Origin of the sequence: Marinobacter sp. ANT_B65 (assembly GCF_002407605.1) — a bacterium.
Classification (GTDB): Bacteria; Pseudomonadota; Gammaproteobacteria; order Pseudomonadales; family Oleiphilaceae; genus Marinobacter.
Genome location: NZ_NXGV01000001.1, coordinates 1105812 through 1120081 on the forward strand (window position 1 = coordinate 1105812; position 14270 = coordinate 1120081).

General features: G+C 53.3%; 13 protein-coding genes and 2 tRNA genes. 10 read left to right on the forward strand and 5 right to left on the reverse strand.

Annotated elements, in window-relative coordinates; all coding sequences use genetic code 11:
- Positions 1 to 68 precede the first annotated feature (68 nt).
- The 4 genes from CPA50_RS05190 to CPA50_RS05205 all read left to right on the forward strand — a co-directional run bounded on the left by CPA50_RS05190 (position 69) and on the right by CPA50_RS05205 (position 2483).
- Entirely contained in the window at positions 69 to 251 is a 183-nt protein-coding gene (locus tag CPA50_RS05190) for a YnbE family lipoprotein (RefSeq protein ID WP_096782338.1), read from the forward strand.
- A gap of 43 nt (positions 252 to 294) precedes the next feature.
- Positions 295 to 639 (forward strand): YdbL family protein, encoded by a 345-nt coding sequence (locus CPA50_RS05195; RefSeq protein ID WP_096781382.1) that lies wholly within the window; start codon positions 295 to 297, stop codon positions 637 to 639.
- A gap of 110 nt (positions 640 to 749) precedes the next feature.
- A complete protein-coding gene (locus tag CPA50_RS05200; protein ID WP_096781383.1) occupies positions 750 to 1295 on the forward strand; it encodes a DUF5610 domain-containing protein in 546 nt (181 codons plus the stop codon).
- 45 nt (positions 1296 to 1340) lie between these two features.
- A complete protein-coding gene (locus tag CPA50_RS05205; RefSeq protein WP_096781384.1) occupies positions 1341 to 2483 on the forward strand; it encodes an L-lactate dehydrogenase in 1143 nt (380 codons plus the stop codon).
- Positions 2484 to 2553: 70 nt separating this feature from the next.
- On the opposite strand, the gene CPA50_RS05210 is transcribed toward CPA50_RS05205, so the two are convergent.
- On the reverse strand, positions 2554 to 3744 hold the full coding sequence (locus tag CPA50_RS05210) for a trans-sulfuration enzyme family protein (protein WP_096781385.1): 1191 nt from the start codon (positions 3742 to 3744) through the stop codon (positions 2554 to 2556).
- Positions 3745 to 3983: 239 nt separating this feature from the next.
- Here CPA50_RS05210 and CPA50_RS05215 point away from each other — a divergent pair, with 239 nt between their 5' ends.
- Entirely contained in the window at positions 3984 to 4898 is a 915-nt protein-coding gene (locus tag CPA50_RS05215) for an AEC family transporter (protein ID WP_096781386.1), read from the forward strand.
- On the opposite strand, the gene CPA50_RS05220 is transcribed toward CPA50_RS05215, so the two are convergent.
- A complete protein-coding gene (locus CPA50_RS05220) occupies positions 4875 to 5861 on the reverse strand; it encodes a zinc ABC transporter substrate-binding protein (RefSeq protein WP_096781387.1) in 987 nt (328 codons plus the stop codon). The two genes, CPA50_RS05215 and CPA50_RS05220, sit on opposite strands and share 24 nt — an antisense overlap.
- A gap of 184 nt (positions 5862 to 6045) precedes the next feature.
- On the opposite strand from CPA50_RS05220, the gene gltX reads away from it, so the two are divergent.
- From gltX to CPA50_RS05235, 3 genes are all read left to right on the forward strand, one after another.
- Positions 6046 to 7527, forward strand: a complete 1482-nt coding sequence (gltX, locus tag CPA50_RS05225; RefSeq protein WP_096781388.1) for a glutamate--tRNA ligase — start codon at positions 6046 to 6048, stop codon at positions 7525 to 7527.
- A 115-nt stretch (positions 7528 to 7642) separates the two neighbouring features.
- Positions 7643 to 7718: transfer RNA gene (locus CPA50_RS05230), tRNA-Ala, on the forward strand.
- A gap of 7 nt (positions 7719 to 7725) precedes the next feature.
- Positions 7726 to 7801, forward strand: a tRNA-Glu gene (locus CPA50_RS05235).
- An 87-nt stretch (positions 7802 to 7888) separates the two neighbouring features.
- Here CPA50_RS05235 and CPA50_RS05240 read toward each other — a convergent pair.
- Complete coding sequence (locus CPA50_RS05240; RefSeq protein ID WP_096781389.1) at positions 7889 to 8740, reverse strand: 6-carboxytetrahydropterin synthase; 852 nt, start codon at positions 8738 to 8740, stop codon at positions 7889 to 7891.
- A 135-nt stretch (positions 8741 to 8875) separates the two neighbouring features.
- Here CPA50_RS05240 and CPA50_RS05245 point away from each other — a divergent pair, with 135 nt between their 5' ends.
- Positions 8876 to 9526 carry an NTP transferase domain-containing protein gene (locus CPA50_RS05245; RefSeq protein WP_227519581.1) on the forward strand — a complete coding sequence of 217 codons (651 nt, stop codon included), beginning with the start codon at positions 8876 to 8878 and terminating at the stop codon, positions 9524 to 9526.
- On the opposite strand, the gene CPA50_RS05250 is transcribed toward CPA50_RS05245, so the two are convergent.
- Positions 9486 to 10571 carry a response regulator gene (locus CPA50_RS05250; protein WP_096781391.1) on the reverse strand — a complete coding sequence of 362 codons (1086 nt, stop codon included), beginning with the start codon at positions 10569 to 10571 and terminating at the stop codon, positions 9486 to 9488. The two genes, CPA50_RS05245 and CPA50_RS05250, sit on opposite strands and share 41 nt — an antisense overlap.
- A 165-nt stretch (positions 10572 to 10736) precedes the next feature.
- Complete coding sequence (locus CPA50_RS05255) at positions 10737 to 11213, reverse strand: hypothetical protein (protein WP_096781392.1); 477 nt, start codon at positions 11211 to 11213, stop codon at positions 10737 to 10739.
- Between the two features lie 99 nt (positions 11214 to 11312).
- On the opposite strand from CPA50_RS05255, the gene CPA50_RS05260 reads away from it, so the two are divergent.
- Positions 11313 to 14237, forward strand: coding sequence for an insulinase family protein (locus CPA50_RS05260; RefSeq protein WP_096781393.1), 2925 nt, complete (start codon positions 11313 to 11315; stop codon positions 14235 to 14237).
- Positions 14238 to 14270: the final 33 nt, after the last annotated feature.

Below are 14270 nucleotides of genomic sequence, written 5' to 3' on the forward strand. Positions count from 1 at the left end.
TGTTAGAGTAGACGGCAACCAAGGAGTACACCGATATGATGCAATATTGTTTGAGGTTTCCCCGGCGCATGCCCGCCCTGTTTGCGGGCCTGATTACGGGGGCGTTGCTGGCAGCCTGTACACCGACTGTTCAGGTTGCCGCGCCGAAAGAGCCGATTACTGTAAATCTGAATGTAAAAATTCAGCATGAGATCTATGTGAAGGTCGATAAAGATGTGGACGAACTGTTCAGCGAGAAAGGCCTGTTCTGATTTTTTTTTATTTTGTCTGCAGCGAATTATTAAGGAGTTAACAATGACATTATTTGCGCGATTCAGTGCCCTCGTTCTAGCGTTTTTCCTGGCTCTGCCTGCAATGGCCATGAGTCTGGATGAGGCGAAGAATGCCCTCGAATCAGCAAAAAGCGAGGGACTGGTTGGTGAGACGCCGGAAGGTTATCTGGCGGCTGTGAGCTCTGACCAGAAAGCCAAAGAGATTGCGAGTGCGATTAACGATGCCAGGCGAGAGGCTTACAAAAAAATCGCCGAGAAACATGATATTGCGGTAACCAAAGTAGAGACAGTGGCAGGGCAGAGGGCGGTCGAAAAAACGCCGAAGGGGCAATACATTCGGGTGAACGATCGTTGGATAAAAAAGTAGGAGTGAACGGAGCGGCGGGTGGATGGATTGATTTATACCCAAACGGTCTTAATGTTGGGCCGTTGCTTGCCGTTAACTGTTACACATAAGCTCTTGCGGAGGAAATCATTATGGTAGCGCCAATCATTGGTCGCGGGCCGGATACGACTGGCCGATTAACTACGGGGGCGACTGAAACCCGTTCCGCTGGACGGGTATCCACCGGGGCGCATGTCGACAAGCAGGCTTCTATTCGCACACCCGCGGACGCAATCAGCGTTATGCGCACTCGCATGGAACAGCGGCTGCAGGAAGCCATGGGAAATCAGAGCAAGCCTGTGTCGGGTGCGGATAAGTATGCGGAACAGTCTGAGCCATCCTCGGCCTCTGACGTTGCCAGTGTAATTCTCGGGTTCGTACAGAATCGCCTGCAGCAGGAAGCAGATGGCGGTGCCGACGCTGAGAAACTGGCGGACCTGATGTCACAGGCCCGGGCCGGAATCGAACAGGGTTACGCGGAGGCACGAGAGCAGATTGAGGCACTGGGCATGATGAACGAGACACTTTCCGGGGAGATTGATGAAGGTTTCAGTCTTATCCAGGAGGGGCTTCTGAATCTGGAAAAGCTGTTTTCAGGTATAGAGCCTGAAACGGATAGTCCAACCGAGACCGGCTAAATCACCGGAAGTGTGGTCCCGGGTGCACGGAGAACAGGCAACGACATGATTACGCCCGCCAATACATCGGATAACCGTAAACTTGCCAGATCCCGGCTACCCCGAATGATGTTCGACTATTTTGATGGTGGCGCCTTTTCCGAACAGACTCTCAGTGAAAATACTGAGGATTTCCGGAAGCTGCATTTTCGCCAGCGGGTTATGCGGGATGTTTCCACCGTTTCTGCCGCTGGAAGAATACTGGGGCAGGATGTTTCACTGCCTCTGGCTCTCGCCCCGGTTGGCCTTGCAGGTATGCTTGCAAGGCGGGGCGAGGTCCAGGCCGCGCGGGCAGCACAGAAAAGCGGTGTGCCCTTTTGTCTGAGTACAGTTTCCATCTGCTCTATCGAGGAGGTTTCCGGGGCAACCGGTTCGGCCAACTGGTTTCAGCTATACGTACTGAAAGACAGGGGGTATTCAGAAGCGCTGCTTAACCGGGCACACAAGGCAGGGTATTCGACGCTCGTCTTTACTGTGGATCTTCCAAAGCTTGGTATGCGCTACAGGGATGTACGTAATGGCATGAATGGAGGCCTCTCGCCCTGGGGGAAAATCCGGAAGCTCTCCGACCTGCTTGCCCATCCATTCTGGCTTTGGGATGTTGCTATCAAGGGCAAGCCCCTGACGTTTGGAAATCTTTCTGATGCGGTGCCTTCGGGGCGCAACCCTGAGGATTTCAAAGCCTGGGTTGATCAGCAGTTTGATGCCTCTGTTACCTGGAAAGATCTGGACTGGGTAAGACAGCATTGGCCCGGCAAGCTTGTGATCAAGGGTATTATGCACCCCGATGATGCCCGTTCGGCTATTGATGTCGGGGCTGATGGTATTGTTGTTTCCAATCATGGCGGGCGACAACTGGATGGCGCACCTTCAACTATCTCTGCGTTGCCGGCCATTGTGGACGCGGTTTCAGGGAAAACCGAAATTCTGTTTGATGGTGGCGTGCAGTCGGGGCAGGATGTTGTACGGGCGCTCTGTCTGGGTGCAGACGCCTGTCTGGCCGGGCGTGCATGGGCCTATGCGCTTGCCGCTGGTGGCGAGGCGGCCGTTGTCCGGATGCTGGAAAACTTTCGTTATGAGGTGGAATTGACGCTTGCACTACTGGGTAAAAATTCCATAGAGCAGCTAAGCCCCGATGATCTTGTCTGATCCCTGTTTGTGGTACCGAACCACAACAGGGGTCTGAAGAACTGACCACAGAGTTCTGGGTAACGGCGATTTACAACCGCTCCAGTGCCTGTTGCAGATCTGCTATCAGGTCTTTCACATCTTCCAGTCCGACAGATAGTCGCAGCATACTGTCTGTTATGCCCTGACGTTCCCTCTCCTGGCGGCTGATGCCGTGATGACTCGTAACACAGGGTTGTGAAACAAGGCTTTCTACGCCACCCAGACTGGTGGCCAGCAGGAAAACCCGCAGGCTGTCGGCAACTCTGGCCGTTTGCTCCTGGCTGCCTTTGAGTTCCAGTGTCATCACGCCGCCAAACCCGTCCATTTGTTGTGAGGCCAGGCGATGACCGGGGAAATCCGGTAACCCCGGATATAACACTCGCTTGATTGCCGGATGGCCCTCCATTGCGCGGGCGACGGCCATTGCATTGTCATTGTGCTGTCGGATCCTTACGGGCAGGGTCCTGAGGCTTCGGGAGAGAAGGGCGGCGGTTTCCGGTGCCAGAATCTGGCCCAGGTTTTTTCGCCACACGGCAATGGGTCTGGTTCGCTCTGCAGACGCCATTACAGCGCCAGCGGTAATGTCACTGTGGCCGCCAAGAAACTTGGTTGCGCTGTGAATACTCAGGTCCGCACCCAGTGACAGAGGTTGTTGATTTATCGGTGAGGCAAAGGTGTTGTCAACTGCAAGAAGGGCTTCCCTGGCATGAGCCAGTTGAGCCAGATCCCGGATATCCAGTATTTCCAGTGTCGGGTTGGCCGGGGTTTCACAGTATACCAGCATGCCTGGCCTGTTCAGAGCTCCGGCCAGTTGGTCATATTCATTCTTCAGTAAAAAGGTAACGGGAATTCCCAAGGGTTCCAGGTGTCGGGTGAGCAGCTCCTGGGTTCCGCCATAAAGGTCGCCGATACAGACGATACCTTCACGTCCGTGTGCAAATAAAGTTGAAGAAATAGCAGCCATGCCAGACGCAAATGCCAGAGCATCCTCTGCGCCTTCAAGACCTGCCAGCCCCTGCTCGAGTTCCCGGATAGTGGGGTTGCTGCCCCAGCGGGTGTAAAGGTTGCCAGATGTACGGCCTTCAATCACATTCTGCAAGGAAGCAGTGTCGGCGAAGCGGTAAGTAGTGGTGTTGTAAACCGGCGAATAGGGGCTGCCAAGGCTATCCTTGTGGCGGCGATTATGAATGATGCGGGTGGCTCTGCCATGTTCTGGTTTAGGCTCGGACTCGGGCTGCATAAGGCACCTCCCTGATGCTGACTATAAGGGGTGAATGGGGATATAGAGGCTTGGCCCGAGTTATTCTGGCAGGCATGTGCCTGCCTGGCCACAGGGTAAGATGATCAATGCCAAACGGCGTTGTGTCAGCCCATGTCCAGAGACGGTTTATTGGCCATCTGATATGCTTGGTTACAGCTACCCGCCTCATAGGCCGGGCTGGCTCTTCTTGAAAAATTACTGATGCTGGAGTTTTCGGTATGCCGGTTATGGTCCAGGCGCTGGTGCCTGTTTTTGCGCTTATTGTATTGGGACATTTGTTTCGGCGCTGGGGATTCCCTTCTATTGAGTTCTGGCCTCAGGCGGAGCGCTTCACATACTACGTGCTCTTCCCCGCAATGCTGGTTTACAAGCTCGGCCAGGCCCGGTTACCTGCCTCGGCCTATGGTGATATGGCATTGCTTATTGGTTCCATGCTGCTGGCGATGACACTGCTGCTGGTAGTCGTGCAGTTTTTCTGGCGTTGGGAGGGGCCTGTTTTCTCTTCGGTCTATCAGGGTGCTATCCGGTTCAATTCATATGTTGGTCTGGCTGCGGGCGGAATGCTGCTGGGTGATGAAGGTCTGTCGCTTACCGCAATCGCTGTTGCTGTAATGGTGCCGACGCTGAACCTGATGTGTATTCTAATGTTTTCTCTGGTTGTGACTCAGGGGCCGGTGAAAATCAAGCCGGTGTTGCGTGCCATAGTCTCGAACCCTCTGATTGTTGGATCGGTGCTCGGGGTAGTCTGGAGTTTTTTCGAGATTGGTTTTCATCCACTTCTCGCAGGCACGCTCGAGCCTTTGAGTAACCTGGCGCTGCCGATGGGGTTGATGACGGTTGGCGCAGGGCTTCAGCTTAAAGCCCTGCGGGGGGGATCTGTGCCTTTCATTGTGTCATCGGTATTGAAGCTGTTGCTGTTTCCGTTAATGACAGCCGGCCTTGCCATTGTGCTGGGGTTTGATGGAGTGCTGGTCCAGGTGGCGGTACTTATGGCCACCCTTCCAACGGCGACATCGGCTTATATACTGGCAAGGCAGTTAGGTGGCGATGCGCCGCTGATGGCAGGCATAATCAGTGCTCAGACTCTTCTCGCCATGGTGTCTATACCATTAATGCTCAGCATTCTCTGGTAAGCACCGGAGAACAGCGTCGGCTATGCTTTGCTGAAATGCCTCGTAGCCTTTTGCGGTTGCATCGATGTCTGTGGCTAGTGGGTCCCAGGTGCTGAATGTTACGTCCAATCCCTCGGTAATTGAGTGCCACCACTGACGATTGAACTGCGGCTCCGTCAGCAGGCATGGGTGGTTTGCATTACGTAACTGGTTCTGGACTTCGGCAATATGTTGTGCCCCCGGCGCCAGGTCCGGATTAAGTGTCAGTACACCCTCAACATTCAGGTTGTAGTGTTCGCCAAATTGGTTGAAGGCACTGTGATAGGCAAACAGGCTGATACCTTTCAAGGGTTCAAGCTGCTTGCGGATCTGAGCTTCTTTCTGGGCAATGGATTCCCGGAACTTTTCAAGATTCCGATCCAGGGCTTCATGATCTGCACCATCCAGTTTCACCAGGGCATCCCGAATACTCTCTGCCATGCTAACCGCCACCTGGGGATCTACCCAGATGTGCGGATCTGTTCCATCACCATGGTCATGACTATGCCCGTGATCACTATGACCTTGGTCATCATGGTCTTCGTGATCTTCGTGACCATCGTGGTCGTCGTGGTCAGCATGATGATCATCATGCTCTTGTTCATCAACATCGCCATCGGTGGTCATAAGCGAGACTGAGCGCTCACCAAATTCACTACCGGTTAACAGACGGGTCAGGAACGTTTCCATTTCCGGGCCAATCCAGAAAATGATATCGGCACCTTCCAGGGCCCGTCGTTTTGACGGTGTCATTGAGTAATTATGAGGGCTGGCTCCTGGAGGGACCAGGGTGCTTGTTCGCATGTTTTCTGTTGCAACAGCGCGCACCAAGAGTTCCAGGGGTTTGATGGATGCCAGTATTTGCGTATCTGCAAGAGTATTGCTGCCGTACAGGAGCGTGCTGGCGCTAAGAGCAATAGCTGTGGCGGTCTTGATTGTGCGCATGGTAATCGGTGTCCTGATAATTTAATAGAATGTTATAATGTAACATAGTGTTTTGGCGGATCGCAAAATATGCTGTGCTTTAGGGGTATCGGCGTAACGTTACCCATGGCAGTCATGGGAAATGTTGCCCGGACCGGTATAATAGCGGGCTTATCAAAAGGCCACCGACTTTCAGGAAGGTTTCATGACTGTACGTACCCGAATTGCTCCATCACCCACCGGTGATCCACACGTTGGTACCGCCTATGTGGCACTGTTCAACCTGTGTTTTGCCCGGCAACACGGGGGACAGTTTATTCTGCGTATTGAAGATACCGACCAGGTACGCAGTACTGCGGAATCCGAGCAGGATATTCTCAAGGCGTTGCGCTGGTTAGGTCTTAACTGGGATGAAGGTCCTGACGTGGGTGGCCCCCACGGCCCCTATCGCCAGTCTGAACGTAAACACTCATATGGCCAGTACGCTGAAGATCTCGTTACTGCAGGCCATGCTTTTTATTGCTTCCGTACACCTGAAGAACTGGATGCCATTCGTGAAGAACGTAAGGCAAAAGGCCTGAATCCCGGTATCAAAGGGAATCTTGAGCTGTCTCAGGAAGAGGTAAAGCGCCGCCTGGATGCGGGCGAGTCCTACGTGATCCGAATGAAGGTGCCTGATGAAGGTGTCTGCGAAATTGAAGACATGCTTCGTGGCACGATAGAAATCGACTGGGCGCAGGTGGATTGCCAGATTCTGCTTAAATCAGATGGCATGCCCACTTACCACCTCGCCAACGTGGTTGACGACCACCTGATGGAAATCACCCACGTACTGCGTGGCGAAGAATGGATCAACTCTGCGCCCAAGCACAAGCTGTTGTACCAGTATTTCGGATGGGAAATGCCTGTGCTTTGTCATTTGCCGCTTCTGCGTAACCCTGACAAAAGCAAGCTGTCCAAGCGTAAGAATCCTACCAGTATTAATTTCTATGAGCGTATGGGCTTTTTACCGGAAGCCGTTACCAACTACCTTGGTCGCATGGGCTGGTCCATGCCGGATGAACGTGAAAAGTTCAGTCTGGATGAAATGATCGCAAACTTCGATATCCAGCGTGTCTCTCTTGGAGGCCCTGTTTTTGACGTTGAAAAGCTGCGCTGGCTTAACGGCCAGTGGCTGCGTGACGAACTTACAGAAGATCAGTTTGTCGAGCGCCTGCGTCAGTGGTGGTTTAACGAAGACGCGCTTAAAGCTCTGGTTCCGCATATCAAGGGCAGGGCGGAAGTGTTCTCTGATGTGGCGCCCATGGCTCAGTTCATGTTCTCGGGCATGCTGAACCTGAAACCAGAGGACTTTGTTCATAACAAGTTGGAAGAAGGTCAGATCAAGCGAGTGCTCCAGTTTACCTTGTGGAAGCTCGAGGCTCAGCGCCACTGGAGTAAAGACATGATCTTTGCCGATATCAAATTCCTGGCCAAGGCCATGGATCTGAAAATGGGTGACTTCATGTTCTCTGTTTTCGTGGCAATTGCAGGCTCCCCTAATTCCTGGTCTGTTATGGACTCCATGGAAGTGCTGGGCCCTGATATGACCCGTGCCCGTTTGCGACAGGCTCTTGAAGTGCTTGGTGGTTTCTCCAAGAAAGAAACCAAGAAAGTAGAAAAAGAATACGCTGCATTGAGTGCTTGATAACCAGTTTGGTGAATAAATGATCGGTCTGGACAGGGAAGTTCAGAAAACTGGAAAAAAGTAGGGCTAAAGGTTGACGCCCATAGGGTGGATCCTTAATATACGCATCCGTTGAGGGGCCATAGCTCAGCTGGGAGAGCGCAACACTGGCAGTGTTGAGGTCGGCGGTTCGATCCCGCCTGGCTCCACCAATTTCTAGTCCCCTTCGTCTAGTGGCCTAGGACTCCGCCCTTTCACGGCGGCAACAGGGGTTCGAACCCCCTAGGGGACGCCAATACGGCTTGACGGTTTAGTCCACCGGATAGCCATCAAAAAAACCGCCTTCGGGCGGTTTTTTTGTGTGTGCAGGAAACATGAAGTATTAGCGCAGGGCTATGGCTCCCTTACCAACACCTTCGTAGGCTTTTACCTGGATAGTATCCGCTGGGAACTCCGCTTTAAGCTGGCCGGCAATGTGTGCTGCGATCAATTCGACAGTAGTGTCTGTGTTGAGCATGTAAACCCTGTTTTCAGGCAGGGTCAGGGCAAATTCCCCCTGATTGGCTTCATACTCGAAAGTTATATAGCGTGTGCCATCTTCTCCTGCATGCCTGCGAGTCACATCTTCCTCGCTGCCCACATAAATATCCTGCCAGAGCTTCGCCCAGGAATGCTCCAGGTCATAGTCCCGGTGGCCGTTGCGGTCAATGCGAATAGGAGAGCGGTGGCCGTGGGCTATGCGCTGGCAGTTTCCCAGGTGCTTTTTCAGGCCGTGTACATAGTGGTAATAGGCCCCTTCAATTACATCTTCCCGGAGGTTGATCTCTACAGTGGTTACGTTTGCCGGCAAAACCGCCATCAGTTCGCGTTCCAGCAGGGCTGCAACCGCTGATGGCACCACCCGCTCCGAAGAAAGCCACACTGTGGCTTCGTCCGGTGACCGGTGCACTATGTGGCTGCCATCGGTAAGTGCCCAGGTAAAAGTGTCTGGCGTATCCTGATTCCAGGAGAGGCCTTCGTAGCCACGGGGTATTACCAGTCGGTGATCCACACGCTCATCTATAATGCGCTTGATTGTGCGTTTTACGTTGCTGAAATCGAATACCATGCCCTGGTCGTCAAGCTCGCCTCCCAGTACAACGTCTGCAATCCAGCTTTCCCCGACCAGCCCGCGGGTGGGGTCAAGGTAGGCGAAATCAATAACGGTGAGGTTGTCTACAAACAGGTGGTTCATCAAGTGTCCGGACGGGTATGGTTGAATGATGTGAGGATTCTAGCAAAAATCCGTAATGAGTGACCTGCCGGATGAATGGTCTGAGTCTATTCATGTCATTGTTCCGGTCTTCATCTTTTTCTCAGGAGCGAAATCATAGCTGCCTCTGTTCATGATCGCGATCAGGATTTTCCGGCACTTGTTCTTGCAGCTGGTGCATCCAGCCGTTTCGGGCGTCCCAAAGCCATGTTGACTGTAAGTAATCAGGGTGGTGTGAGTCATTCTCTGTTGGACTGCGCCATTGGTCAGGGCCGGGTGCTCAGCAGGAACGTTCGAGTTGTGTGTGGTGCCTGGTACCCTCTGATTCGCTTTCGGTGTCGTGCCCAGCCGTGTCGGTGGGTGCGTGTCGCAGACTGGCAGGAGGGTATGGCAGCCTCGCTGGCGGCTGGCATCCGTAGCCTGGGGCCACACGCTAAAGGTGTGTTTGTGCTGCTGGGGGACCAGCCACTACTGGACCCACAGGCTCTTGAAATATTAGGCGAAACGGCGCGCAGTTTTCCCGGTCAGGCCGTTGCGGCGGACTACGGCCGTCACCCCGGTGTGCCTGCCTATCTGCCCCGGAAACTTTGGTCAGATGTGCTGGCACTGAAAGGTGACCGGGGTGCTGGTAGTGTGCTGGCTGAAGCTGATGCAACCCGGCTGTATATTCCGGGTGTCCATGATGATGTGGACACCCCGGAAGACTGGTGCAGGATCCGCAACGCGGTTACCCGAACAGGCCAGCGAGCCAGGCAGCCCCAAGGCTGAATATACCAAGCCCCAGGGCCAGCGCAACAGTGTAGATTCTGGATGTTGCAGAGCGTTGCTGAGCCACAAACATATCAATGGTGCGCTGGGCAATATCTTCAGCTGTTTCACGGGAAATCTCGTGGGCCTGCTGTATTGCTTCAGACTGAAGCGTTTGCCAGAACTCTGTGTCGATGGTCTGAACACTGGTTATGTGGTCCTTCAACTCCGCCATGTGGTTGCTGGTAAAGCCCGAGTTGCGTGACAGCTCCTTTTTAAACTCTGCGAGTTCACGCCCCAGATTGAGATTAACTTCGGCTGCCACTTCATCGCGCAGGTTTTGGGTGCGTTCTTCTATCATTCCGCTTATTGCGTTCAGCCGCTCTTCAATCACACTGTCCTGTTTGCTGCTTGATTCATCCAGCGCCCGTTTGAGGTGATCAAACTGTTCATCAAACAAGGAACTGAGCAGTTCGTGAAGGCGGTTGTTGACGTGCGTTTTAACGGCGGAATGTGAAATCTGCTCGATCAGATTACTGGTAAGTGGAGCGATGCTGGCCGGGATGTCACCGTTGTGGGGAGCTTCATCTTCGGGCGGCTCAGGTTCTGCATTGTCTGGCATATCCTCCAGACAGATGTCTGTAAGGGGTTCCCTGTCATCCTGAGGGGCCTCTGACAGTGTGGCTGCTATAACATCGCTTGCAAGTTGGTCCAGAACCAGGCCCAGGCGGTCAGGCGGAGTTGGTTTTGTCAGGATGTTATAAACACCGAAGTTTTTCGCCTCCTTTGTGAAGGATGAAGACTTCTGGGACGTGCACATAATGATTGGTATGTCGGCAGTATCGGGATTGCCTTTGATGGCCTTGGTGGCTTCGACCCCGTTCATCCCGGGCATCAGGTGGTCCATAAAGATGACATCAGGGTGTTCCCGGCTGCTGAGGAGTTCCAGAGCTTCTTCCGCAGAGCCGGCCATGCTTACCTGTATGCCGCGGTCTTCCAGTAACTTGCGCAGGGCGAATCTGGCTACTTTGGAGTCGTCTACCAGAAGAGCGTTCTTGATCTCCATCTCACTACCTCAGGCTGTTACTTGAATCGCGTTGTATTGTCGGGCCGGCATTGCCGGCCTTGGTGGGGTTGTTATATGTAAATTCGTCAGTGGTTTGATCTTACCCAGCGTGAGCCGGATTATATAACTGAAAAGTGTCTGGTCTTGGTGAGAATGTTGTCCAAATCACATTTTAGCCGGAAGTTGGTCATGGTTGAGCTGTTCCCATGCTTTCATGTAGACGTCGGCCTCGTATTCGTAAGGTGATTTGAAGGGCGTCAGAACAAAGTCAAAGATCAGAAAGAAAAAGCCAACCGACGCCCAGGCGATGGCAAAAGTGCTGAGCATTGTGGCTTGTACTTCAGGATTCGAGTTCACGAAGTCCTCGAGTAATGGAATCAGGTCAGAGGCAAGAACCACCGGGTTGAAGCTGGACAGCACCAGGGGAACCCAGAAGGCCATGAATACAGGGAAGAAACCAAACGACCAGAGCAGACGGCGAGCCAGATAAATGGCAACTTCGCGCCAGAAACGCTGTCTCACTTCCGGGGATTTCCGGATGCGCTCCAGGTACCGGCGGCGCTCTGCCCAATAGGCTGCGACTTCGGGAGCCTGCTCTGCGCTCGCTGGGCCTGAATTTGCTGGGCCTGAAGATGTGCTCATGGATCTGGGGTTACCTTATTGCCTGGGGACGAATACATGATAATTGATACTACGTGTTACCCTGTAATTCTCCAATTGTTTAACGACAGGATAGTTTGAATGGCGGCAGTTATCGACAACGCAACCCATCCGGCTTTTGAGAAGCTTCGCAGTCACCGGATCGATACGCTTAATCTGGACGTTGAGGAGTATCGTCACATAAAAACCGGTGCCCGCCACCTGCACCTCGCGGCAGATAACGAGGAAAACGTATTTTTTGTGGCGCTCAGAACATTTCCGATGGATTCGACTGGCGTTGCCCATATTCTTGAGCATACGGCACTTTGCGGCAGTGAACGCTACCCTGTTCGCGATCCGTTTTTCATGATGATTCGCCGGTCTCTGAATACCTTCATGAATGCTTTTACCAGCAGTGACTGGACGGCTTACCCCTTCGCAAGCATGAACCGCAAAGATTTCGATAACCTGTTGTCGGTTTATCTGGACTCGGTGTTTTTTTCCAAGCTCGACCCGCTGGATTTCGCCCAGGAAGGCCACCGGCTGGAATTTGAGAAGCCAGATGACCCGAGTACTGAGCTGGTATACCGGGGCGTCGTCTATAACGAAATGAAAGGTGCCATGAGTGCGCCTACTTCACAGCTCTGGCAGAACCTGAGCAGTCACTTGTTTCCGACCACCACTTATCACTACAACAGTGGCGGTGAGCCGGATCAGATCGTTGATCTGAGCTACGATGATCTTATCCGCTTTTACCGGCATCACTATCACCCCAGTAACGCGATATTCGCCACCTACGGCAACATTCCGGCTCACGAACACCATGAGCGTTTTGAAGAGCTTGCACTCAAGCGGTTCGACAGACTGGATATTGAGCTGCCAGTGCGCGATGAAAAACGTATGTATGCACCCGTTCGTGTTGAACAGGGCTATGGGGTAAATGAAGGCGAAGACACAGCCAGCAAGACCCATATTGTGATGGGGTGGCTGCTGGGTCACAGTTTTGATCTGCAGGAAAACCTGGAAGGGCAACTGTTGTCCTCCGTATTACTGGAAAACAGTGCGTCACCGTTAATGCGTGTGCTTGAAACAAGCGATATTGGTCAGGCTCCGTCTCCTATGTGCGGTTTGGAAGATTCCAACCGGGAAATGACCTTCGTCTGTGGTGTTGAGGGCAGTGAACCTGAGAAACAGCGGGATCTGGAAGCGCTGGTGGAAAGCACACTCCAGAAAGTAGCCGAAGAAGGTGTCAGCAAGGAACGCCTGGAAGCGATTCTTCATCAGCTTGAATTGCACCAGCGCGAAATCTCCGGCGACAGTTTCCCTTATGGCCTGCAACTGATCATGAGTGCGATTGCACCTATGGTTCATGGTGGTGATCCGGTTGAATTGCTTGATCTGGAGCCGGTTCTGGCAACACTTCGTGAGAAAATTCAGGATCCTCAGTACGTTCCGGATCTTATTCGTCGCAAGTTGCTGGATAACCCGCACAGGGTAACTCTCACTTTGCGTCCGGACGATAAGCTGGATGCGCGGCGCCAGCAGGCAATCCGTGAAGCCCTTGCAAAACGTAAGGCTGAGCTTTCCGGTGATGAAGTGGAACAGATCGTTAATCGCGCAAAAGCTCTGGAAGAGCGCCAGATGCGTAAGGATGATGACTCGATTCTGCCGAAAGTGGATCTGACCGATGTGCCGCTACAAATGCCGGAGCCGAACGCCAGCTTTGATGGAGATATATCGGCAACCATCTTCGCCCGGGGTACCAACGGCCTGGTTTATGAACAGGTTGTTCTCCCTCTGCCGGATCTGAAAGATGAAGAGCTGTTGCTGTTGCCATATTACGGTGCCTTGATTTCGGAAGTCGGTTGCGGAGAGCTGGATTACCTGCAGATGCAGGATCGGATCTCGGCGGAATCGGGCGGAATTGGCGCCTCATTCTCGGCTAAAGCCCGCATTGATGATGTTCAGGATCTGGCTGGTTATGTGGTTTTCAGTGGCAAGGCGCTTGCCCGCAATCGCACGGCACTGACCAGACTGCTTCGGGATGTATACACCAGCGCCAGGTTTGATGAAAAAGACCGTATTCGGGAAATTGTTGCCCAGATTCGCGCCCGCCGAGAACAGGCTGTAACAGGTAGTGGTCACGCACTCGCTATGGGTGCAGCAGCACAGGGTATGAGCCCGGGAGCCTGGCTGACGTTCCGCCTCGGAGGTCTGGCCGGAATTCGGGGTGCCAAAGAGCTGGATCAGTCACTGAAAGACCCTGCCGCGCTTGATGCTTTCTGCCAGAAACTTGCAAGCCTGCATGACAGGATTCGTAAGCAGGCGCGGGAATTCCTGATCATCGGTGAGGACGAACAGCTTCCGCCATTAATCGACGATCTCAAGTCCTGCTGGCAGGGTGACAAGGGTGTTGAGTCATCCCGATGGAAGCTGGATCCAGTGAGTTTTATTACACGCGAAGCATGGCTGACCTCCACTCAGGTTAACTTCTGTGCCCGTGCCTACAGCACAGTGCCGGTTGATCATCCGGATGCAGCTGCGCTTACTGTACTGGGTGGCTTTTTGCGCAATGGGTATCTGCACAGAGCCATCAGGGAGAAGGGTGGCGCCTATGGTGGCGGAGCAGCCCAGGACAGTGTGAATGGCAACTTCCGCTTTTTCTCATACCGGGATCCGCGGCTGGCTGAAACTCTTGATGATTTTGATAAAGCGCTGGTATGGCTTCAGGAAACCGATCATGAATATCAGGAGCTGGAAGAGTCTATTCTTGGGGTTATCGGTCAGTTGGACCGTCCGCGCTCTCCGGCGGGTGCAGCGCGTCATGCCTTTCACAACAAGCTGTTCGGACGCAGCCCTGAGCAGAGAGTGCGTTTCCGTGAACGGGTGTTATCTGTAACGCTTGATGATCTGAAGCGGGTTGCGACGACCTGGCTGATCCCTGAAAAGGCAAGCACAGCGGTAGTGACTGGCCCGGAAAATCGTGGGCTTGTTGAAGAGCTTGGCCTGAATATTCAGGAGCTGTAGAGTAAAAAAGGCAGGCCGGTACTGGTCTGCCTT